Annotated in this window: 17 protein-coding genes and 1 riboswitch; of the genes, 7 read left to right on the forward strand and 10 right to left on the reverse strand. The window is 57.9% G+C overall.

Going from position 1 to position 22737, the window contains the following annotated elements:
- Positions 1 to 79 precede the first annotated feature (79 nt).
- Together B9Z39_RS13250 and B9Z39_RS13255 are read left to right on the forward strand one after the other, a co-directional pair.
- Positions 80 to 262 (forward strand): hypothetical protein, encoded by a 183-nt coding sequence (locus tag B9Z39_RS13250; RefSeq protein ID WP_100147178.1) that lies wholly within the window; start codon positions 80 to 82, stop codon positions 260 to 262.
- A gap of 136 nt (positions 263 to 398) precedes the next feature.
- Positions 399 to 6272 (forward strand): excinuclease ABC subunit UvrA, encoded by a 5874-nt coding sequence (locus tag B9Z39_RS13255; protein WP_108302076.1) that lies wholly within the window; start codon positions 399 to 401, stop codon positions 6270 to 6272.
- 3 nt (positions 6273 to 6275) lie between these two features.
- On the opposite strand, the gene B9Z39_RS13260 is transcribed toward B9Z39_RS13255, so the two are convergent.
- From B9Z39_RS13260 to B9Z39_RS13275, 4 genes are all read right to left on the reverse strand, one after another.
- Positions 6276 to 7505 carry a Fic family protein gene (locus B9Z39_RS13260; RefSeq protein ID WP_108302018.1) on the reverse strand — a complete coding sequence of 410 codons (1230 nt, stop codon included), beginning with the start codon at positions 7503 to 7505 and terminating at the stop codon, positions 6276 to 6278.
- 221 nt (positions 7506 to 7726) lie between these two features.
- The gene (locus B9Z39_RS13265; protein WP_108302019.1) at positions 7727 to 9358 is read right to left on the reverse strand and encodes a peptide chain release factor 3; all 1632 of its coding nucleotides are present in this window, start codon (positions 9356 to 9358) and stop codon (positions 7727 to 7729) included.
- A 76-nt stretch (positions 9359 to 9434) separates the two neighbouring features.
- Entirely contained in the window at positions 9435 to 11228 is a 1794-nt protein-coding gene (locus B9Z39_RS13270) for an ATP-binding protein (protein WP_100147175.1), read from the reverse strand.
- Positions 11225 to 12874 carry an ATP-binding protein gene (locus tag B9Z39_RS13275; protein ID WP_158269503.1) on the reverse strand — a complete coding sequence of 550 codons (1650 nt, stop codon included), beginning with the start codon at positions 12872 to 12874 and terminating at the stop codon, positions 11225 to 11227. Before B9Z39_RS13275 ends, B9Z39_RS13270 begins: the two co-directional genes overlap by 4 nt.
- Positions 12875 to 13097: 223 nt before the next feature.
- A riboswitch (S-adenosyl-L-homocysteine riboswitch) is annotated at positions 13098 to 13176 on the forward strand.
- Positions 13177 to 13260: 84 nt separating this feature from the next.
- Here B9Z39_RS13275 and ahcY point away from each other — a divergent pair.
- The 5 genes from ahcY to B9Z39_RS13300 all read left to right on the forward strand — a co-directional run bounded on the left by ahcY (position 13261) and on the right by B9Z39_RS13300 (position 17773).
- Entirely contained in the window at positions 13261 to 14694 is a 1434-nt protein-coding gene (gene ahcY, locus B9Z39_RS13280) for an adenosylhomocysteinase (RefSeq protein WP_108302021.1), read from the forward strand.
- A 6-nt stretch (positions 14695 to 14700) separates the two neighbouring features.
- Positions 14701 to 15474, forward strand: a complete 774-nt coding sequence (locus B9Z39_RS13285; protein WP_100147172.1) for a TlyA family RNA methyltransferase — start codon at positions 14701 to 14703, stop codon at positions 15472 to 15474.
- Positions 15449 to 16285 (forward strand): methylenetetrahydrofolate reductase [NAD(P)H], encoded by an 837-nt coding sequence (gene metF / locus B9Z39_RS13290; RefSeq protein WP_100147171.1) that lies wholly within the window; start codon positions 15449 to 15451, stop codon positions 16283 to 16285. Before B9Z39_RS13285 ends, metF begins: the two co-directional genes overlap by 26 nt.
- A gap of 115 nt (positions 16286 to 16400) precedes the next feature.
- Positions 16401 to 16991: an OmpW family protein gene (locus tag B9Z39_RS13295; RefSeq protein ID WP_100147170.1), complete on the forward strand. Its 591-nt coding sequence runs from the start codon at positions 16401 to 16403 to the stop codon at positions 16989 to 16991.
- A 182-nt stretch (positions 16992 to 17173) separates the two neighbouring features.
- Positions 17174 to 17773, forward strand: coding sequence for an OmpW family protein (locus B9Z39_RS13300; RefSeq protein ID WP_100147169.1), 600 nt, complete (start codon positions 17174 to 17176; stop codon positions 17771 to 17773).
- Between the two features lie 68 nt (positions 17774 to 17841).
- Here B9Z39_RS13300 and paaE read toward each other — a convergent pair whose 3' ends face one another.
- The 6 genes from paaE to B9Z39_RS13330 form a co-directional block, all read right to left on the reverse strand.
- Positions 17842 to 18930, reverse strand: coding sequence for a 1,2-phenylacetyl-CoA epoxidase subunit PaaE (paaE, locus tag B9Z39_RS13305; protein ID WP_108302022.1), 1089 nt, complete (start codon positions 18928 to 18930; stop codon positions 17842 to 17844).
- 17 nt (positions 18931 to 18947) lie between these two features.
- The gene (gene paaD, locus B9Z39_RS13310) at positions 18948 to 19469 is read right to left on the reverse strand and encodes a 1,2-phenylacetyl-CoA epoxidase subunit PaaD (RefSeq protein ID WP_108302023.1); all 522 of its coding nucleotides are present in this window, start codon (positions 19467 to 19469) and stop codon (positions 18948 to 18950) included.
- Complete coding sequence (paaC, locus tag B9Z39_RS13315) at positions 19466 to 20254, reverse strand: 1,2-phenylacetyl-CoA epoxidase subunit PaaC (RefSeq protein WP_108302024.1); 789 nt, start codon at positions 20252 to 20254, stop codon at positions 19466 to 19468. The genes paaD and paaC overlap by 4 nt, the downstream gene beginning before the upstream one ends.
- Positions 20254 to 20562, reverse strand: coding sequence for a 1,2-phenylacetyl-CoA epoxidase subunit PaaB (gene paaB, locus B9Z39_RS13320; protein WP_100147165.1), 309 nt, complete (start codon positions 20560 to 20562; stop codon positions 20254 to 20256). Before paaB ends, paaC begins: the two co-directional genes overlap by 1 nt.
- On the reverse strand, positions 20559 to 21590 hold the full coding sequence (paaA, locus tag B9Z39_RS13325) for a 1,2-phenylacetyl-CoA epoxidase subunit PaaA (protein WP_108302025.1): 1032 nt from the start codon (positions 21588 to 21590) through the stop codon (positions 20559 to 20561). Before paaA ends, paaB begins: the two co-directional genes overlap by 4 nt.
- A 108-nt stretch (positions 21591 to 21698) precedes the next feature.
- The gene (locus tag B9Z39_RS13330; RefSeq protein WP_100147163.1) at positions 21699 to 22586 is read right to left on the reverse strand and encodes a 23S rRNA (adenine(2030)-N(6))-methyltransferase RlmJ; all 888 of its coding nucleotides are present in this window, start codon (positions 22584 to 22586) and stop codon (positions 21699 to 21701) included.
- Between the last annotated feature and the right edge of the window lie 151 nt (positions 22587 to 22737).

Genomic DNA, 22737 nt, shown 5'->3' on the forward strand with positions numbered 1-22737 from the left:
TCAGCACACCGGGGTGACCCGGCTGCTACATTCGAGCCCTCCCTGGTGGAGGGCTTTTTACTGATTTCGGAGATTGACTATGTTGAAAATTCTCATTGGCTTCATCATCTTTGCGGCGCTGGCCATTTTTGTCATCATGAAAGGTGGCAACAGTTTGGACATGGGCGGCGAAAAGCATGGTGAAGATGCTGTGCATGCGCCTGCTGAGGCCGCGTCTGGTGCGGCGTCTGCCCCGGTGGCCGAGGCCTCTGCTGCCAAGTAACGCAGGGCCTGATGCTTTGTGCAAACGCCGTAGCTTTGCTGCGGCGTTTTTTATGGGGCAAAGCAATGCCCTGGGTGCGCGCTGGGTGAGGTGGGGCTACCTAGAATGCTTGGGCACATTAGAAAGACCCCGCCCCATGTCAGGCTCCATTCGCATCCGTGGCGCACGCCAGCACAACCTTAAAAATCTTGACCTCGATATCCGCACCGGCGAGCTGACGGTGGTTACCGGCCCCAGCGGGTCGGGCAAATCGAGTCTGGTCTTTGACACCCTGTATGCCGAAGGCCAGCGCCGCTATGTGGAGACGTTCAGCGCCTACGCACGACAGTTTTTAGACCGCATGGACCGCCCAGCTGTCGACAAGGTCGACGGTGTGCCGCCCGCGATCGCGATTGACCAAACCAACCCCGTGCGCAGCTCTCGCTCTACGGTGGGCACCATGACCGAGCTGAACGACCACCTGAAGTTGTTCATCGCCCGCGCCGGTCAGTTGTTTGACCGCCAAACCGCGCAGCCCGTTCAGCACGACACGCCACAAACCATTTACGCCGAACTGCAACGGCGCTGCGCGGCGCTCCCGCAAGACCCGCGCTTGATCTTGACCTTTCCGGTCGAGTTGCCGGCCAACACCACCGCCGACGAGGTGACGCAGTGGCTCAGCGCCAGTGGCTTCACGCGCGTGCATGCCGAGCGCGAAGTGGCCACGCCCACCGGCCCACGCAAGCTGCTGGATGTGGTGGCTGACCGCTTCCGGCTCGGCAACACCGAGCAGGCCCGGGTGGTGGAGGCCATTGAGCTGGCCATCAAACGCGGCAGTGGGCGACTGAATGTGTATTGGGGGGAGGGCACCGATGTCTCTTTGTGGCGCTTCTCCACCGGCTTGCATTGCCCAGACAGCGATGTGCGGTACAGCGATCCGATCCCGTCGATGTTTTCGTTCAACTCGGCGGTCGGTGCCTGTGAAACCTGCCGTGGCTTTGGTCGTGTGATTGGGGTCGACTACGGCTTGGTCATTCCCAACGACAAGCTCACCTTGCGCTCTGGTGCCATCAAAACCATTCAGACGCCCGCCTGGAAAGAATGCCAGGACGACCTGATGCGTCACGCCGAGGCCGAAGGCATTCCGCGTGACACGCCCTGGTCCAAGCTGAGTGAGGCCCAAAAGAACTGGGTGATTCAAGGCTCGCCCTTGTGGAAGGGCAAGTGGAACCACCAGTGGTACGGCATCAAGCGCTTCTTTGAATACCTGGAGAGCAAGTCGTACAAGATGCACATCCGTGTGTTGCTCTCCAAATACCGCAGCTACACCCCATGCGGCGTGTGCGGTGGCGCGCGCCTGAAAACCGACAGCCTGTTGTGGCGCATTGGCAGCAAAGACAACGCCGATGCGGTGATGAAACCCGACAAACGCTTCATGCCCCAGGGCGTGACCTGGACGCGCGAGCAACTCGAAGCCATGCCGGGACTGTGTTTGCACGACCTGATGTTGATGCCCATCGACAAACTGCACCAGTTCTTCCATGCCGTGCAGGTGGACGCGGCAGGCACCGATGCGCAAGCGCTGCATTTGCTGGTGGAAGAAATCCGCACCCGTTTGAAATACCTCAGCGAGGTAGGCATTGGCTACCTCACGCTGGACCGACAAAGCCGCACCCTGAGTGGCGGTGAGGTACAGCGCATCAATCTGACCACGGCCTTGGGCACCTCCTTGGTCAACACCTTGTTTGTGCTCGACGAGCCCAGCATTGGCTTGCACCCGCGCGACATGCACCGCATCAACCTAGCCATGCTGCGCTTGCGCGATGCAGGCAACACCTTGGTGGTGGTGGAGCACGACCCGGCGGTGATGCTGTGCGCCGACCGCATCTTGGACATGGGCCCCGGCCCCGGTGTGCGCGGCGGCAGCATTGTGTTCGATGGCACGCCCGAAGCCTTGAAGGCGGCCGACACCTTGACCGGCGCTTACCTGGGTGCGCGCAAAACCATTGGCCTAGGGCTCAAGCGCTTGGTCACCGACAGCACCCCGCGTTTGATTTTGGAGGGCGCGCGCGAGCACAACCTGCAAAACTTGGCCATTGAGTTCCCGCTGCAACGCCTGGTCTGTGTGACGGGCGTGAGTGGCTCCGGCAAATCCACCCTGATTCAAGACGTGCTGACGCCGGCCTTGATGCGCCACTTTGGCCGCGCCACCGAAACCCCAGGCGCACACGACCGCTTGTTGGGCGCCGACCACCTCAGCGATGTGGTGTTTGTGGACCAGTCCCCCATTGGCAAAACCGCACGCTCCAACCCCGCCAGCTACGTGGGCGCGTGGGACGCGGTGCGTGAGTTGTTTGCGGTGCTGCCCATGTCCAAGCAGCGCGGCTACACCGCGTCCAAGTTCAGCTTCAACAGCGGCGATGGCCGTTGCCCCACCTGCGGTGGCTCGGGCTTTGAGCATGTGGAAATGCAGTTCTTGAGCGACGTGTATTTGCGCTGCCAAGATTGCAACGGCAAACGCTACCGACCCGAAATTCTAGAAATCACCCTCGAGCGCGAACTTCGTGGCGGGGCTGTGGGCGTGCCGACGCAGCGACATTCTGAGCGAAGCGAAGAGGAGCAAGACGGTGCGCCCGCAGTCACGACGCGAAGATCACTGAACGTGGCCGATGTGTTGGACCTCACCGTCGGCGAAGCCCTAGAGCTGTTTGCCAACGACCGTGACGTCGTGCGTGCCCTGCAACCCATCGTCGATGTGGGCTTGGACTACGTCAAACTGGGCCAACCCGTGCCCACCCTCAGCGGCGGTGAAGCCCAACGCCTCAAGCTGGCCGGCTTCTTGGCCGAGGCCGCCAAAAGCAAAACAGCAAGTCGCCAAGCCACCGCCAAAAAAGGCGTGCTGTTCTTGTTTGACGAACCCACCACCGGCCTGCACTTTGACGACATTGCCAAACTGATGCGCGCCATGCGCCGCCTGTTGGAAGACGGTAACTCGTTGATCGTGATTGAGCACAACCTCGACGTGATTCGCGCCAGTGACTGGCTGATTGACCTGGGGCCTGAAGGTGGCGAGGCCGGTGGCTTGTTGGTAGCCGAGGGCACGCCAGAGGAAGTGCGTTTGCACCCCACCTCGCACACCGGCAAGGCCTTGCGTGACTATGCCCAAACCATGGGTGTGGTGTACGAAGTGGCCAAGCCCTCTGCTGGCTTGCTGGCCGCCGAAGGCGCGCTTCGCTTCGCTGCTGCCGCAGCAGCCGGTATGCCGGGCGCCTCCTACGCACGCTCAAAATCGTTGCCCGGCACACCGACGACTTCGGCAGCGGGTGTGGGCGGATCCTCTTCTGATGAGGGCAGCATTCAAATCATCAACGCCAAAGAACACAACCTCAAGAGCTTGAGCGTCAACATCCCGCGCGGCAAGTTCAACGTCATCACGGGTGTGTCGGGTTCGGGCAAGTCCACGCTGGCGTTTGACATCTTGTTCAACGAAGGCCAGCGGCGCTATTTGGAAAGCCTCAACGCCTATGCGCGCAGCATTGTGCAGCCCGCAGGGCGCCCCGAGGTGGACGCGGTGTATGGCATTCCGCCCACGGTGGCGATTGAGCAGCGGCTGTCTCGCGGCGGGCGCAAATCCACCGTGGGCACCACCACCGAGGTGTGGCACTTTTTGCGCTTGCTGTTTGTCAAACTCGGCACCCAGCATTGCACGCATGATGGCGCGGCGGTGCAGCCGCAAACGCCTGACCGCATTGCGGCGCAGCTGATGCGTGAGTTCAAAGGCCAGCACATCGGCTTGCTCAGTCCCTTGGTGATGAACCGCAAAGGCGTCTACACCGAACTGGCCGACTGGGCCCGCCCGCGTGGCTACACCCACCTGCGGGTGGACGGGCACTTTTTGCCGACCACGGGCTTTCCGCGCATTGACCGCTTCAAAGAGCACACCATTGAACTGCCCGTGGCAAGCCTGGTGGTGTCGGCCCAAAACGAAGCGCAGTTACGCCAGGCCTTGGCCACGGCCTTGGAGCACGGCAAAGGCGTGGTGCACGTGCTGAGCCAGTTGGACGGTTTGCGCGAAGCCATGCTGGCGGGTGCCGAGACCAACAGCATTGGCCGCTTGGACGCGTACTCCACCAAACGCGCTTGCCCGGTGTGTGACACCTCGTATGCCGAGTTGGATCCGCGCTTGTTCTCTTACAACAGCAAGCACGGCTGGTGTACCGACTGCGTGGGCACGGGGGTCAAGCTCAACAAAGACCAGCGCAAGGTGCTGGACGACTCGGTGCGCGACGACAAAGACAAAGGCCGTGAGCAAACCTTTGCCGAGCCCGATGTGGACGACTTGGTCGACACCGCCTGCCCCACCTGTGAAGGCACGCGCCTGAACGCCACCGCACGTGCGGTGAAGTTTGCAGGGGTGGGCATCACCGAGATCGCCCGCTTGAGCGTGACCGACGTGCGTCGCTGGGCCGAGACGGTGGGCTTGCACGGACGCGACGCTGACATTGCGCGCGACCTGTTGCCCGAGATCAAAAGCCGCTTGGAGTTTTTGGAGCAAGTGGGCTTGGGCTACCTCACTCTGGACCGTGGTGCACCCACCTTGAGTGGCGGCGAAGCGCAGCGCATTCGACTGGCCGCGCAGCTGGGCAGCAACTTGCAAGGCGTGTGCTACGTGCTGGACGAACCCACCATTGGCCTGCATGCCCGCGACAACCAAATCTTGTTGAACGCGCTGCACGTGCTCAGCGACAAGGGCAACACCTTGGTGGTGGTGGAGCACGACGAAGACACGATTCGCCGCGCCGACCACATCATCGACATTGGTCCAAGCGCGGGCAAACGGGGCGGGCGTTTGATGGCCGAAGGTTCGGTGAAAAACATCACCGACCAAGCCGATTCACAAACCGGGCGCTACTTGCTGAACGCCATGCGCCACCCCCTGCAAGCGCGACGGGCCATGGATGCCGAGGCATTGACGTTTTTGAGCCTGGAAGGCGCATCCTTGCACAACCTGAGCGAGGTGAGTGTGGACATTCCACTCAAACGCTTGGTGGCCGTCACAGGCGTGTCGGGCTCGGGCAAGTCCACCTTGGCCCGCGATGTGTTGTTGCACAACGTGGCCGCTGCGGTGGCGCAGCGCACCACCCAAGCGGGTCGCAAAGCCGACGACGAGGGCAAGCACCCCGCCTGGGTGGGCTGCACCGACGTGTCGGGCTACTCGGGCATTGACCGTGTGCTGGAAGTCGATCAAACCCCCATTGGCAAAACACCGCGCAGTTGCCCTGCCACCTATATTGGGTTTTGGGACACCATCCGCAAGTTGTTTGCTGAAACGCTGGAAGCCAAAGCGCGTGGCTATGGCCCCGGGCGCTTCAGCTTCAACACGGGCGAGGGGCGTTGCCACACCTGTGAGGGACAAGGCTTGCGCACTATCGAGATGAGCTTTTTGCCCGACGTGAAAGTGCCGTGTGAGACCTGCCACGGCGCACGCTTCAACCCCGAGACCTTGGCGGTGAGCTGGCGCGGCAAAAGCATTGGCGAGGTGCTGCAAATGGAGGTGGACGAGGCGGTGGACTTCTTTGCCACCATGCCCAACATCAGCCATCCGCTGCAATTGCTCAAAGACGTGGGCCTGGGCTACCTGACCTTGGGCCAGCCCTCACCCACCTTGAGTGGCGGTGAGGCGCAGCGCATCAAGCTGGTGACCGAGTTGAGCAAGGTACGCGACGACGTGACCCGGCGCGGCAACAAAGCCCCGCACACGCTGTACGTGTTGGACGAGCCCACCGTGGGCCTGCACATGGCCGATGTGGACAAGCTGATTCGCGTGTTGCACCGTTTGGTGGATGGCGGTCACAGCGTGGTGGTGATTGAGCACGACCTGGATGTGATTGCCGAGGCCGACTGGATCATCGACTTGGGGCCAGAAGGAGGCGACGGCGGCGGTTTGATCGTGGCAGCGGATACGCCCGAGGCCGTGGTGAAGCTGGGCACGCACACGGGGGTGGCGTTGAGGCCGGTGTTGGCGCGCTAGGCCTTACAGCGAATCGTGGCTCTGGCTCTCTGCTTCCGGCCACAGTTTGGGAAAGTAAAACCGCAGTGCATGCTGCGGCACGCCAAAACGGACTTTGCCGTAGGGTGTGTCGCTTTGTAACAAGCCTCGTTTGATCAGCGCTGAAATTTGTGCGGTGGCCAAACGTTCGCCTAAACCCAGCATGGCTTTGAAGTCGGCGCGATCCAGTTCGGCCTGCGTGGCAAACAAGTAATGCAAAGCGCGCAAGGCTTCAGTGCGCACGCCTTGGCGCACCACGTGTTCTTCGTACGTCAAGCATGCAGTGATGCGGTTTTTCATGTCGTGTAGCGATAGCAGACGACTCATGAACTCCACCTGATCGATACAAATTTCGATGACGTAGTCGATCCAACTGAGCAATGCGTTTTCGCTCAGGCTGCCGCGCCCGTCGAGATCGCCTGCGCGGGGCTCATCGGCAGCAGCCAGGTGGGCGTAATAGGCGTCTTGTGTGCGAGCAAAACCACGCAGCGGCGACCACAGGCCATTGGTCAAGCCCATGTGACCCAGCACCAGATGGCTGTGTAGCCGAGCCACACGTCCGTTGCCGTCTAGAAAGGGGTGAATCCAGGCCAGACGGTGATGGGCAGCAGCCATGGCCATCAACTGCATTTCGCCACGGCGGGTGTGGCTGTACACCTGAGACCAACGCGCCAAGAATGCAGGCAGTTGGGTTGCGTCGGGTGCAGCATGTTTGCCGACACTGACCTGTTGTGTGCGCAGCCCACCAGGAACAAGCACCTGCCCTTGCGCGTTTTGCTTGCGGTCGTCATCTGGCAAGCGTGCAAACAAATCTTGGTGAATGTCTTGCACGGTTTGTGGGGACCATACCTGCGCGCCTGACCACTGTGGCCAGAGGGTTTCGAGTTGGGCTTCGGTGGCCATATGTGCCAAGGCCAAGCGCTGGCGGCGTGCCTTGTCGAGGTCTTGCGCGTAATCGTTGCGCAGTGCCTGTTCGATCTCCATCGGTAGCGTGTGCTGACCTTCGATGCGGTTGGAGTAATACGAGTTCATCGACCTCAGTAGCTGGCGCAAGCCTGGCAATGCCCCTGAGGGATACCAGCCACTCAAACGCTCTGCTTTGCGTATGAGGTCATGCGCGCGCTCTAGCGACGGGCCAAGGCGGTGCTCGCCGGGCAGCATAGGCTCCATCTGCGATGGATCGTCATAGAGCTGAAATGTTTGCGACTTTTTCATTTCCTTTAAGTATATGTATTTAAAGGAAAAATTTAAATTTATGAAGATATTTTTGCGACTTTTATTGCTGCTTGTATACGTGAGGTATTAACCAATCGACTCAATATCCTAGTTAAGAGTGGCTCAGGGGCGTTGCCCGTAGCGACATTCTGAGCGCAGCGAAGAGGAGCCTAGGGCAATGCCCCTGAGCCTATCTTCGCGACACGCCAAAGAAGTAAATATCAACCCGCCGAAGACAACGCCAACCCCGCATGCTCACGCAGCGGGTGGAAGTGAATCTTTGGAAAACGTTCTTGTGCCAAGCGCACGTCGTACGGGGACGTGCACAAATAGGCCAAGGTGTTGGCCGCGTCCAAGGCCATGCGCTGTGGGTAAGCGTGGGTGAATTCGCGCAACTCGGCGGGGGTGTCGGCGGTGATCCACCGAGCACCGGTGTAGCTGCTGTTTTCCAAGCGCACATCGCAGTCGTACTCGGTTTTGAGTCGGTGTTGCACCACTTCGAATTGCAATTGACCAATGGCCCCGAGCAACATGGCGCCGCCCACTTCGGGCTTGAAGACCTGAATGGCGCCTTCTTCGCCCAACTGTTCCAAGCCGGTTTGCAGTTGTTTGGTGCGCAGCGGGTTTTTCAGAATCACCGTCATGAACAACTCGGGCGCAAAGAAGGGCAGGCCGGTGAACTGCAAGGCGGCGCCATCGGTGATGGTGTCGCCCAACTGCACGCCGCCGTGGGTGGTGAAGCCGATGATGTCGCCTGCAAAGGCTTCGTCCACCGCTTCACGGCGTTGGCTCAGAAATGTCACCACCGAGGTGGGGCGCAGTTCTTTGGCGGTGCGTTGCACCTTGAGTTTCATGCCTGGCTTGTATTGGCCCGAGGCCACGCGAACAAAGGCAATGCGGTCGCGGTGGTTGGCATCCATGTTGGCTTGCACTTTGAACACCACGCCAGAAAAACCTGCGTCTTCAGGCTGGATGGTTTTGTCCACCGTTTGTTTGTTGACCACCAGGTGGCTCATGCGGGGGCGTGGAGAGGGGGCCAGGTCGACCAGGGCGTCGAGCACTTCCATCACACCAAAGTTGTTCACGCCGGAGCCAAAGAAGACCGGGGTTTGTTTGCCGGCCAAGAAAGCTTCTTTGTCAAAACTCGGTGAAGCCCCTGTGGCCAGTTCCATGCTTTCCATGGCCGCAGCCCAGTCGCTGCCAAAGCGTTGGGCCAGTTGGTCTTGTTGCGACAGCGGGTGTGTTTCAAAGTCTTGCGGCAAGCGTTCGCTGCCGGAGTCAAACACGGTCATGGCTTGCGTGCGCAAGTTGATGATGCCGCCAAATGATTTGCCTTGGCCGACGGGCCAGGTCATGGGTACGCAGGGCATGCCGAGTTCGCGTTCCACTTCGTCCAGGATGTCGAGCGGGTCGCGCACCTCACGGTCCATCTTGTTGACGAAGGTGATGATGGGGGTATCGCGTTGACGGCACACCTCGATCAAACGACGGGTTTGGGCTTCCACACCGTTGGCCGCGTCGATGACCATCAACGCCGAGTCCACGGCGGTGAGCACGCGGTAGGTGTCTTCGCTGAAGTCTTTGTGGCCGGGGGTGTCGAGCAGGTTGATGACGTGGTCACGGTAGAGCATTTGCATGACCGATGACGCCACCGAGATGCCGCGTTGCTTTTCAATTTCCATCCAGTCGCTGGTGGCGTGGCGGCTGGCTTTGCGGGCCTTGACCGAGCCCGCGATTTGAATCGCGCCCGAGAACAGCAACAGTTTCTCTGTCAGCGTGGTTTTGCCCGCGTCGGGGTGGGAAATGATGGCAAAGGTGCGCCGGCGGCGCACTTCATTCAAGTAAGTGGTCATGGGGTGGGAGCAGCAATCAACCCAGGATCATAGACGCCCGAGTTGTTGTGTGCCTCTGCTCAGAGGCGCGACACGCTCATGCCGTGACCTCTGAGCCGCTTGGCGTGCAGTAGTGCAATACGCGGTTGACCAAGGTGTGTCGGTCAAAGGGTTTGGGCATGACTTCGTCCATACCCACGTCTTTGCAGGCCTTGAGCGCGTCGTCTGCCACGTTGGCCGTCAACGCAATGACGTGCACATCTTTGAAGGGCGATGGGAGGGTGTTGCGCACACGGCGCATGACCTCGATGCCGTCCAAATCTGGCATCACCAAGTCCAGTAGCACCAAGTCATACCGATTGGCGCTCATCATGGACAGACCGATGGTGCCGTTTTCAGCCTCTTCGATTTGTGCGTTGGGCAAGGCGCGTTGTATGGTGGCTTTGGCGACCAAGCGGTTGACCGCGTGGTCGTCCACGATCAATAGCTTGAGGGGCGTGGTGTCGATGCGCTCTAAGACAGGGGCTGCTTTTTGAGGCGCGGGCGCCAAGAGCACGGGAATGTGAAAAGCAAATGTCGATCCTTGGCCCACCTCACTGCGCAGTGTGAGTTCGCCACCGTGACTTTTGATCAGGGTATCGCTGATGCTCAAACCTAGTCCGTTGCCGCGCAGTGCGTCGCGCCGAGACGCAGAAATATGTGTTCGTGTCAGTTGAACAAATGGTTCGAAGATGCGTGCTTGTGCTTCGGGCGCGATGCCGGGCCCCGTGTCTTCCACCTCGACCGACAGTTCGCCGCTTTGCGATGTGCTGTTTGACGGTGTGAATGACACTCGCATATGGACATGGCCGGTGTCGGTAAATTTCAGCGCATTGCCGAGCAGGTTGATCAGCACTTGGGTCAGACGGTGTTGGTCTGCACTGATCCACTCAGGGACGTTCGGCGCGATGTGTAAGCGGTAGTCCAGCCCAAGATCAATGGCCCTTGGGCTCAGTGTGCTGTGGGTGGTGCGCAACATGGTGTGCAGGTTGAACACCTGCGGGTTCATGGTGATCTTGCCGTTTTGAATTTGAGAGTAATCGAGCAAGTCGTTGATCACAGTCAGCAGGTGTGCCGCAGAGTTTTGAGCGCCGGTGACGAACTCTTTGGATTCGCGGTTCATGCGTTCGTCGGTACTCATCAAGCTCAAGTAGCCCATCACAGCGTTCAAGGGCGTGCGCATTTCGTGGCTGACGATGGCCAGAAACTGGTCTTTGTGCGCGTTGGCTTGTCGCAAATCTTGCGACAGCCGTTTCAGGCTTTCGTTGGCGCGTGTGGTGTGTCGCAAGGAGGTGGCATTCATGGAGTCGACCGCATCAATCAAGCTCCACTGCGCGTAAAGCAAAAGGGAGTACATCAAGGCATCTTTGATCATCAGCCCCCAGCTCTGTGGACCGATTAATTGGATCGTGCCGGTGAGTTGCAAAACCAAAATGGTGACCACGCAGCCGAAAGATACAGACAACCAAAAGCTCACCACTTTGCGTGAGTTGGATGAAAACAAGGGCAAGATGGGCACGATCACCAGCCACACCATGGCAGCAGAGCGCATACCGCCGTCTGTGCAAGCAACGTAAAAAATCATCCCCATCATGGTGGCCTGATCGATCGATTGCGCCCAAAAGCGGGGCAATCCTTTGAGCCACAAAGCAAAGCTCGCGGCGATACAACCCAACCCAATCATGCTGACGATGGCGATGCCGGTCTCGCCGAGGCTGTAAAACAAGGGACCAAATATCAGCAACGCAATTTGTGCGGACAGAGAGAAGAAAACGTAATAAATGTCTAGCGTGCTGCGTCGTTTATGAGGCAGCACGCGCTTGATGGCGACGAGTAGAGGGCGTGTGATCATTGGTTTTTGAGGCAGTAGTGCAAGACACGGTTGACCAATGTGTGTCGGTCAAATGGTTTTGACATGACTTCATCCATTCCGACTTCTTTGCAGGCAATGAGCGCTTCGTTGGCCACGTTGGCTGTGAGTGCAATTACATGGACTGTGTTGAGTGGCGATGGCAAAGTGTTGCGCACACGACGCATCACTTCAATGCCGTCGATGTCTGGCATCACCAAGTCCAGCAGCACAACGTCGTACTGGGTGTCGCACATCTTGGCAAAGCCTGTGAGGCCGTTTTCGGCTTCTTCAATGTGCGCGTTTGGCATGGCGCGTTGCAGTGTGGCTTTGGCGACCAAGCGATTGACGGCATGGTCATCCACGATGAGCAGTTTGAAGGCGCTGGTGTCCACACGGTCAAGGGTTGGCAATGGCTTGTGCGGGGCAGGCGCGATGTGAACGGGGATACGAAATGAGAACGTCGAACCTTGGCCGACGGCGCTGCGCACGGTGAGTTGTCCGCCGTGGCTTTTGACCAGCGTGTCGGTGATGCTCAAACCCAACCCGTTGCCGCGCAGGGCGTCTCGTGCGTTGGCGCGTGTGTCGATGCGTGTGAGTTGAACGAAGGGTTCGAAGATGCGGGCTTGTTCAGCCAGTGCAATGCCAGGCCCGCTGTCTGTGACATCAACGCACAGGGTCCCGCTTTGCGGCGTTTTTTCGGATGGCTCGAAATACACCTGGGTGTTGACATGGCCCTTGTCGGTGAACTTCAGGGCATTGCCAAGAAGATTGATCAGGACTTGGGTCAAGCGGTGCTGGTCTGCCTTGATCCATTCGGGGACCTGAGGATCGATGTAGAGGTTATAGGAAAGCCCGAAGTCAATTGCCCGTGGCATCAACGACCCATGCGTGTTGTGCAGCATGGTGTGCAGGTTGAAGGTCTGTGGGTTGAGTGTGATTTTGCCGTTTTGAATTTGCGAGTAATCCAACAAGTCATTGATCACCGTGAGTAGGTGTGCCGCAGCGTTTTGTGCGCCTATGACGAATTCTTTGGCTTGATGGTTGATGCGTTCGTCGGTGTCCATGAGGTTCAAAAAGCCCATGACGGCGTTCAAAGGTGTGCGCATTTCGTGGCTCACAATGGCTAAGAACTGGTCTTTGTGTGAGTTGGCGCGCTGCAAGTCGTGTGACAAGCGCTGTAGGCGTTGGTTCGACCGATTGATTTTCCGCAGTGTGAAGGTGTTGGTGGACTCCACGGCATCTATCAAACTCCATTGCGTATAGGCCAAAAAGGCATACATCGTGGCGCTGAACACCAGGTCTTGCCAAGTTTGATCCGCGCGCATGGGGATGAGGTGGTTGAGTTGTAGGGTGAGAGTCAGCAGCATGCCCACGAGCGACACGAACAGCCAAAAGAAGACAAAACGGCGCGAGCTAGAGAAAAACAAGGGAAGAACGGGGACTGTGCCTAAAAAAATCATGCTCGGCGATGTGACGCCGCCCGTGTGCCATGAGTTGTAAATCACCAACCACATGAGCGTGCTCTCAAAAATGGTCTGAGCCCAAAAATCGGACAGGCCCTGGGTCCACCAAACCAGGGTTCCAATCAGCACCAGTGTTCCGATCCAGGCCGAAGTGGCAATACGCGATTGTTCAAGCCAGAGCATCACGAGCGCCATCAACGTGGTCCCCACGGCGGCGGTGAACGAAAAAAACACGTAATAGACGTCAAAGCTGTTGCGCCGTTCCCGAGGGAGCTGACGTTTTATAAACAAAAGTAACGGCCGATTGATCATTTGATAATTTTAATATTACTTTTGAATTTTTTGTTAAAACAAAAATGCAACCAGTATTTGCGGTTTTGGTATTGCCAGACTGCACTAAAATATTTGCACCGAGGAGCGCTGCAGCTGAGTCGATCTAGATTCAGTGAGGCTCGGACCCTAATTCCCAACCGCGCTCACCCACTGACAACGTGAGGTGAGCACCTCGGACAAATCCCTTGTGCTTAGTTTGTACGCGTCAGTGGCCCTGAACCTTTTGGAGCCTGACCATGAACGCTGTTCTCAAACCCACCCAAGCCACCGACTACGTCGTGGCCGATATGTCCTTGGCCGCCTGGGGCCGCAAAGAAATCAAGATTGCCGAAACCGAAATGCCCGGTTTGATGGCCATTCGTCAAGAGTTCGCCAAAGCGCAACCGCTCAAAGGCGCACGCATCACGGGCAGCTTGCACATGACCATTCAAACGGCCGTGCTGGTGGAAACCTTGCAAGCCTTGGGTGCCCAAGTGCGCTGGGCTTCGTGCAATATCTTCTCGACACAAGACCATGCGGCTGCCGCTTTGGTGGCCGAAGGCACCCCTGTGTTTGCCACCAAGGGCGAGACATTGACCGAGTACTGGGACTACACCCACCGTATCTTTGACTTTGGCGCCGCCAACACGGCTGGCGAAGGCCCCAACATGATCTTGGACGACGGTGGCGATGCCACCTTGCTCATGCACCTGGGCAAGCGCGCCGAGCGCGATGCGTCGTTGTTGAACAACCCCAGCAGCGAAGAAGAAACCTGTTTGTTTGCCGCCATCAAGGCCAAGCTGGCTCAGGACCCCACTTGGTACAGCCGCAAGAGCGCCGAGATTTTGGGCGTGACCGAAGAGACCACCACAGGCGTGCACCGCCTGAAAGAAATGTCGGCCAAGGGCACGCTGATGTTCCGCGCCATCAACGTCAACGACTCGGTGACCAAGAGCAAGTTCGACAACCTCTATGGCTGCCGCGAATCCTTGGTGGACTCCATCAAGCGCGCGACCGATGTGATGATTGCGGGCAAAGTGGCCGTGGTCGCTGGTTATGGCGACGTTGGCAAGGGCAGTGCTCAGGCTTTGCGTGCTTTGAGCGCCCAAGTGTGGGTGACAGAGATTGACCCGATCAACGCATTGCAAGCCGCGATGGAAGGCTACAAAGTGGTCACCATGGAATACGCGGCAGACAAGGCCGACATTTTTGTGTCGGCCACCGGCAACAAAAACGTGATCCGTTACGAGCACATGGCCGCCATGAAAGACGAAGCCATCGTCTGCAACATCGGTCACTTTGACAACGAGATCGATGTGGCGTCTCTGGAGAAGTTGACCTGGGACGAGATCAAGCCCCAAGTCGATCACGTGGTGTTCCCCGACGGCAAAAAGATCATCTTGCTGGCCAAAGGCCGCTTGGTGAACCTGGGTTGTGCCACCGGCCACCCCAGCTTTGTGATGAGCAGCTCGTTTGCCAACCAAACCATTGCGCAGATTGAGCTGTTCTGCCATCCCGAAGGTTACGACGTGGGCAAGGTCTATGTGTTGCCCAAGCACTTGGACGAGAAGGTCGCTCGCTTGCACCTGAAGAAAGTCGGCGCCATGCTGACCGAACTCAGCGATGAGCAGGCCGAATACATCGGCGTGCCCAAGCAAGGCCCTTACAAGCCTGACGCCTACCGCTATTGATCTGCGGTGCGCGCTGACCAGTTATTGGTAGACCGGGGCTTGGCCGCGTCGCGCTCTCAGGCGCAGCGGTTGATTACCTCGGGCGTTCAATGGCGCGTGGGCGCGACAGCCTGGCAACGCGTGGCCAAAAATGGCGATGTGTTGCCGCCAGGGTGCGAGGTGCAGTTGCTGGATAACGCGGAGTCGCGTTATGTCTCGCGCGGTGGCTTGAAGCTCGAAGGCGCTTTGCGTGACAGCGGCTTGTCTGTCAGCGGCATGCGTTGCCTGGATGTGGGACAAAGCACCGGAGGTTTCACGGATTGCTTGCTGCAACATGAAGCGGCGCAAGTTGTCGGGCTAGACGTTGGTCACGGCCAATTGCACCCGAGTTTGCGCAGCGACCCCCGTGTGGTGTGTGTTGAGCGCATCAATGCGCGCGAGTTAGCGTTTCCTGACGAGCGAATCCCCGAGGCAGTGCAAGGCTTTGATCTGATTGTGGGCGACTTGTCGTTCATCTCGCTGACCTTGGTGCTGCCAGCCCTGTTGCCTATGCTCCAGCCTGCGGGGTATGTGCTGATGTTGGTCAAGCCGCAGTTTGAATTGCAGCCTGGTGATATCGGCAAAGGCGGTTTGGTCAAAGACCCTGCCAGTTACCCCAAGGTGGAAGCGCGCTTGCGCAAGGCGTGCGCAGACCTTGGATTGAACGTGTTGGGCTACTGGCCCAGCGCCATTGCCGGAGGCGATGGCAACAAAGAATTTTGGATAGGAGCGCGTCGTGACGAACAACAGTCTGAGCATTGAGTTTTTTCCACCCAAGACGGCTGAGGGTGCCGAGAAGTTGCGTGCTGTGCGCCAAGCCTTGTATGTCTTGAAGCCCCAGTTTTGCTCGGTCACCTATGGCGCCGGTGGTTCGACCCAGGCGGGTACGTTGTCGACCTTGAATGAAATCTTGGCTGAGGGCGTGCCTGCTGCGTCGCACTTTTCATGCATCGGCGCCACGCGTGACAGCGTGCGTCAACAACTGGCCGATTTCAAGGCCATGGGCATTCGCCGCTTGGTGGCCTTGCGTGGTGATTTACCCAGTGGCTATGGCGGCAGCGGCGAGTTTCAGTACGCCAGCGATTTGGTGGCATTCATTCGTGCGGAAACCGGGCAGGACTTTGCCATTGAAGTGGCGGCGTACCCTGAGATTCACCCGCAAGCTAAGTCGGCTGAGGCCGACTTGCAAGCTTTTGCCACCAAGGTCAAAGCAGGCGCGGACTCGGCCATCACCCAATATTTTTACAACAGTGATGCGTATTTCCGTTTTGTCGAAGACGTGCAAAAACTCGGCGTGGATGTGCCCATCGTGCCCGGCATCATGCCCATCACCAGTTCTTCGCAATTGCTGCGTTTCTCGGATGCCTGTGGGGCCGAAATTCCGCGCTGGATTCGTTTGCGCTTGCAGGGCTTTGGGGATGATTTGGCCTCGATCAAGGCATTTGGCTTGGATGTTGTGACTGATTTGTGCGATCAATTACGCAGCGCGGGGGCGCCTGGACTGCACTTTTACAGCATGAACCAGAGCGCTGCGACCTTGGCCATTTGTCGCAATTTAGGTCTGGTAGTTTGAGCGCATATCCGATGTTCATAAGACGCCATTAATCAACAAATAATGATAAAAATACAACTAAAGAAATATTAATATAGAATTTAACAATTCTTACAATTAATATAACTGGAGTTATATGCTTAAAGTTTTTGTTGCTTTAGTGATCTTTTCGGCATCTTTTGTTACCGCTTGGGCCCAAAACAGCCCTTGGGTGCTGCGTGTGCGCGCAGTGCAACCTAAGTTGAGCTATGTGCCCAATGACATCCAAATGTCGGTGGATCAAAAAGCTATGCCTGAGGTGGATGTCAGCTATTTCTTTACGCCGCGCGTGGCGCTGGAGGTTGGCTACACGGCGCTGAAAAATCAGTCGGTGTATGCGAATGGGACATCTGTTGGAACCTTTCAAAAGTTACCTCCGACATTGATGCTCCAGTACCACGCTGACAGTTGGTCGATTTTCAAGCCCTATGTCGGCGCAGGGATCACCTACACCAAGAGCTCCACCTTGACGTTCACGGCACCGGGCTATCAAGATATTTTGATGAACAACCACACTTGGGGACCTGCTGTGCAAGTTGGGTTGGATGTGCCGCTCGATGACCGCTTTTCTTTGAACTTGGATGTGAAGCGATCTAACTTTCGGTCCGATATTTCTGCGTTTGGGCAAACGGTGGACACCAAAATCAATTCACGTGTTGTGAGTCTGGGTTTGGGCTATCGCTTCTGACGCGCTTGAGCGATTTCCGTGTGGGCTTGCAGTACGTCCCGCTTTGATTCGCAAAACTTGTTTTCTTGATCTAAGTCATCTTTTCGCCGCGTCGGGTTTGATGCGCATCAAGTTGCGCACACAACCATTGCGGTGCAATAGACACCACGGGAATAGCCCCGAGTAGAGCTCAAGGAAACATCATGAAAAAAATTCTCATCGCAGCAGCAGTTGGTATGTTGGTTGTCGGTCATGTGGCCGCGCAAGAAAGCCCTTGGTTGGTTCGTGCCCGTGCGGTCAATCTTCAGATGGCCAATGACAATTCCGCAAGTCTGACCAATGCTGGTTTCGGTTTGGCTGTTGACAACAAAACAATTCCAGAAGTGGACATTTCTTATTTCTTCAACAAGAACGTTGCTGCTGAATTGATTTTGACTGTTCCCCAGTCACAGACCGTCACAAACAATGGCGCTTATTTGGGGACGTTTAAGCATCTACCCCCCACATTGACACTGCAATACCACTTCACTGATTTGGGCGGATACAAGCCTTATATCGGTGCCGGTATCAACTACACCAAAATTTCAAGCGTTAGCTTGCAGGGTTATCAACTGGACAACCACAGCTTCGGCACTGCTTTTCAGGTGGGTGTAGATGTGCCACTCGACAAAAAATGGTCTGTGAACTTGGATGTCAAGAAGGTGAACTTAAAGACGGATGTTTACAGTTCTGCCGGTGCAAACGCAGGCACTTTGAAGCTTGATCCTTTATTGGTCGGCGTTGGCGTCGGCTACCGCTTCTGATCGCCTCGTTCACCATGAAAAAGCCGCGCTTGGTGCGCGGCTTTTTTGTACCTGCTCAGACGTGCGTTTTAACGCTCATCGAAGCTCACCACCAACGTCTCACTGGTGGGGCAAGCCTGGCAACTGAGCACAAAGCCTTGTTGCATTTCCCAGGGCTCCAGGGTGAAGTTCTTGCTCATGCGCACACTGCCCTCCATGACTTTGGCGCGGCAGGTGCAGCACACCCCCCCTTTGCAGGAGTAAGGCAAATCGAGTCCCGCATTCAAGGCTACGTCCAGCACATGTTCATGGGGCTGCATGCTCAGCTCATGGGGTTTGCCGTCGAGCACGATACGAAGCTGTATGGCGTGCTTGGGATTGGTGTCGGTGGTGTGTGTGCTGACACGTGGGGCTGCGGGCGTGCTGGCGGTGAAGCGTTCGGTGTGTACCTGTTTGGCCGGTACGCCCGCTTGCAACAACGCCGCTTCGGTGGCATCAATCATGGCCTCGGGGCCGCACACAAACACCTCGTCCATACTTTTCACGGGCAAGAAGGCTTGGATGATGGCGTGCACTTTGTCGCCATCGATGCGGCCCTCCAGCAGGGGCACCTCTTGCGCCTGACGAGACAGGATGTGGATCAGGGTCAGTCGGCTGGGGTAGCGGTCTTTGAGGTCTTGCAGCGCTTCGTTGAACATGACACTGTCCATGCGTCGGTTGCCGTAGACCAAGGTGAATTTGGATTCGGGTTGCGCCTCCATGCTGCTGGCCATGATCGACAAAATGGGTGTGATGCCAGAGCCCGCTGCAAAGCCCACGCGGTGCAAGGCCCGTGGACGGTGAACGGTGAAGCGTCCCTCGGGTGGCATGACGCTCAGGGTCGCGCCGACTGCGAGTTGGGTGGTGGCCCAGGTGGAGAACACGCCGCCATCCACCGCGCGAATACCCACCTGCAATTGTCCGTGTTGTGTCAACACGCTGGGCGTGGAGCAAATCGAGTAGCTGCGGCGCACATCGGCCCCGTTGATCGTGGCACGCAAGGTCAGGAACTGACCGGGTTGGAAGGCAAAGCGCTCGCGCAATGCCGGGGGGACGTCGAGCGTGATGGCCACCGCTCGGGCGGCTTCGGGGTCGATGCGAGACACCGTGAGTTCATGAAAGCGAGAGGTTGCCGACATGGTGTGTTGCCTGTGAATCAATAGGGTTTGAAATAGTCAAACGGTTCCATGCAGTGCAGGCATTTGTAGAGTGCTTTGCAGGCGGTGGAGCCAAAGTGTGAGGTTTCGGTGGTGTCGTGCGAGCCGCAACGTGGGCAGGGCACCACATCAGGCGCAGCGCGATGGCGGGCAAACTGAACCACCTGTGTGGGCTGACCACAGGCGGATGGAGGAGCGATGCCGTAGTCACGCAATTTTTGGCGTGCCACCTCACTCATCCAGTCGGTGGTCCACGCGGGGGCCAGTTGGCTGATCACGCGAGCCTGAAGGCCCAGTGCAGTCACGCTGGCACGCACATCGTCTTCAATTTGTTCCATCGCCGGGCAGCCACTGTAGGTGGGCGTGATGACCACCTCGACCGTGTGTCCGTCTGCCCCCAGGCGCACGTCGCGCAAGATGCCCATCTCGCGCAAGGTCACCACTGGAATTTCCGGGTCGGTGAGGGCGTCAAGTGCCGCCCACACCTGGTCCAGCGTGGGGGCTGTCGTCGCTGTGTTCACCAGACGCCCTGTGGGTGCGCGCGTGCCAAGCTTTGCATCTCGGCCAGCAAGAAGCTCAGATGTTCAGAGTGCACGCCTTGTTTCCCGGTGGTCACAAAGCCTGCGTCACTGGGTAGATCGAGGCAGGCCTCTGTGGTGGCCTCTTGAAGCAAGGTCATCCAGTTTTGTTGCAGGGCTGTCATGTCGACGCCGCAGCTGTTTTGGACGGCTTGTGTTTCAAAGTCAGAGGCCCGCCAAAACTCCTGGGTGTAAGGCATCAAGTGGTCTAGGGCGTCTTGAGCTTTGCGTTGCGATAAATCCGTGCCGTCGCCCATGCGGATCAGCCAATCGCGTGCGTGGCGCAAGTGGTAGCGCACTTCTTTGAGTGACTTGCTGGCAATGGCCGCCAATTGCGTGTCGTGGGCGTGTTGCAACTGCTCCCACACCAAAGCCATCAAAGCGCTGTACAAAAAGTTACGCACGATGGTGGTGGCGTAGTCGCGGTTGTCGATCGCGTAGCCCACCAACGGTCCGTGGTGGGGCAACTCCACCAGGGTGTAGTTGCGAAATTCAGCCGCATCGCGGAAGTAGGCCAAACGGTCTTCGGTGCTACCGTCGTTTTTGAGCGTCGCCACGTGCTGGTAAAGCAGTCGCGCCTGACCAATCAGGTCCAGGCTGATGTTGGACATGGCAATGTCTTCTTCCAGGATGGGGCCATGCCCACACCATTCGGCATTGCGCTGGCCCAGCACCAAGGCGTTGTCTGCCAAATGCAAGAGGTAGTCGGTGGAGGCCGTAACCTGCATCACATGTGCCCCACTTCGTCGGGAATCTCATAGAACGTGGGGTGGCGGTAGATCTTGTCACCGGCGGGGTCGAACAGCTCGGCTTTGTCATCGGGTGCGCTGGCGGTGATGGTGTTGGAGGGCACCACCCAAATGCTCACCCCTTCTTGGCGGCGGGTGTACACGTCGCGTGCCATTTGCAGGGCGTGCTCTGCATCACTGGCATGCAGGCTGCCGCAGTGTTTGTGCTCCAGGCCTTGTTTGCTGCGAATGAAAACTTCCCACAGCGGCCACTCGCTCAGGGCCTTGGTGTTTGGGGTGGTGGTCATGCCGCCTCCTTCATCTGTTTGGCTTGTTGTTTTCGGGCGTGGGCCAGGGCTGCATCGCGTACCCATTGGCCTTCGTGCCATGCTTTCACACGGGTGCCCAAGCGCTCTTTATTGCAAGGGCCGTCGCCATTGACGGTGGCCCAAAACTCGTCCCAATCGATGGCACCGTAGTCGTGGTGCTGGCGTTCTTCGTTCCACTTCAAATCAGGGTCAGGCAATGTGACGCCCAAGACCTTGGCCTGGGGCACGGTGGCGTCGACGAACTTTTGACGCAAGTCGTCGTTGCTGATGCGCTTGATGCCCCAGCGCATGCCTTGTGCGCTGTTGGGGCTGTCGGCATCGGGCGGGCCAAACATGGCCAAGCATTTCCACCACCAGCGGTTCACCGCGTCTTGCACCATGGCCTTTTGTTCGGGTGTGCCCGTCATCATCACCAGCAAAGCCTCGTAGCCTTGACGCTGGTGGAACGACTCCTCTTTGCACACGCGCACCATGGCACGGGCATAAGGCCCGTAGGAGCAACGGCAGAGTGGGATTTGGTTCATGATCGCCGCACCGTCAACCAGCCAACCGATCACGCCCACATCGGCCCAAGTGAGCGTGGGGTAGTTGAAGATGGAGCTGTACTTGGCGCGTCCACTGTGCAGGGCATCGAGCATTTGGTCGCGGCTGGTGCCCAAGGTTTCGGCTGCGCTGTAGAGATAGAGGCCATGTCCGCCCTCGTCTTGCACCTTGGCAATCAGAATTGCTTTGCGCTTCAAGCTGGGCGCGCGGCTGATCCAATTGCCCTCGGGCAGCATGCCCACAATTTCGCTGTGCGCGTGCTGGCTGATTTGCCGCACCAAGGTTTTGCGATAGGCCTCGGGCATCCAGTCTTGTGGCTCGATGCGACCATCAGCATCTATGCGTGCATCGAATGCCGCTTGCAATGCGGCGTCGTTGGTGTGCAAAGGTGTGGCCACCGCTTTGAGTGCGGCGCCAGGGGTTTCGTCCGTCTTGTCCGGAACGTTGAATGATTGGGTGTACATGAACCACTCCTGCGCCGGTCAAATGGGGCGCCGGAGGGCAGTATAAGAAATTAACCGACCGATTGGTCGGTTAATTGGGCGCAATGCCTAGTGGTTTTCCTGAGGGGGTTAGCCGCCCGACTCGACGCTCCAGCCCTGTCCTGGGCCGCGACCCAGGGCTTTCTCCACAACGGGCAAGGCCTCGTTGAGCTGGGGTTTGAGGGTGTAGGGCGGGTTGATCAAAAACATACCGCTCGCGCTCAAACCTGTGTCGTCTCCGCCGGTGGCGCGTCCAATGGCCAGGGTGGCATGCAGCCAGGGCTTTTTCAATTGGCTGCACATGGTTTTGAGTTTGCGCGGTAAATCGTGCGCTTCAGGGCGAGGAATGATGGGATACCACACCAAATACGTGCCGGTGGCAAAGCGCTTCAGGCAATCCTGGATGCATTCCAACACGCGGTAGTAGTCGGTTTTGAGTTCGTAGCTGGGGTCGATCAGCACCATGGAGCGGCGTGAACCGCTGGATGACACCGGGGGAGGGAGCAAGGCTTTCAGAGCCTCAAACCCGTCTTGTCGTGCCACACTGATGGTGCGGCCGGCCTCGAGTTGTTGGATATTGCCAGTCAGCGATTTGTGGTCGGTGGGGTGGAGTTCAAACAGCTTGAGCCGATCGCGTGCTTCATGGCGCATCAAGCGCTGGATGATGAAGGGCGATCCAGGGTAGACCCGCGAGCTGCCCTTGTCGTTGAAACTGGCCACGATGCTGAGGTAGTCTTTCAAGGCCTCGACCTGTTCATCTGCGGGCAAGCCCTTGAGCTTGAGTACCCCATCGGCGGCCTCGCCACTTTTTTCCGCGTAGTCGCCATCTAGGCGATACAGACCTGCGCCCGCGTGGGTGTCGACCAATTGAATGCCTGCGTCCTTGTGCATCAAGTGGCGCAAGGTGGCAATCAGGGTCAGGTGTTTGAGAACGTCGGCGTGGTTTCCGGCGTGAAAAGCGTGGCGGTAACTGAACATAGGCAGGGATGGTAACCCGCCGTTTCTGCTCTTGGAGTGATTGACTTGCGCCAAGTCCTTGATTTTGCGTATAATTTCTGGCTCTGCAGCGAACGAGTGGTCCCGCGGCAGAGGCTTTGAAAAAAGCACATCCCACCTAAGAGGTTCTCAT

This window comes from Limnohabitans sp. JirII-29 (assembly GCF_003063395.1).
GTDB lineage: Bacteria > Pseudomonadota > Gammaproteobacteria > Burkholderiales > Burkholderiaceae_C > Limnohabitans.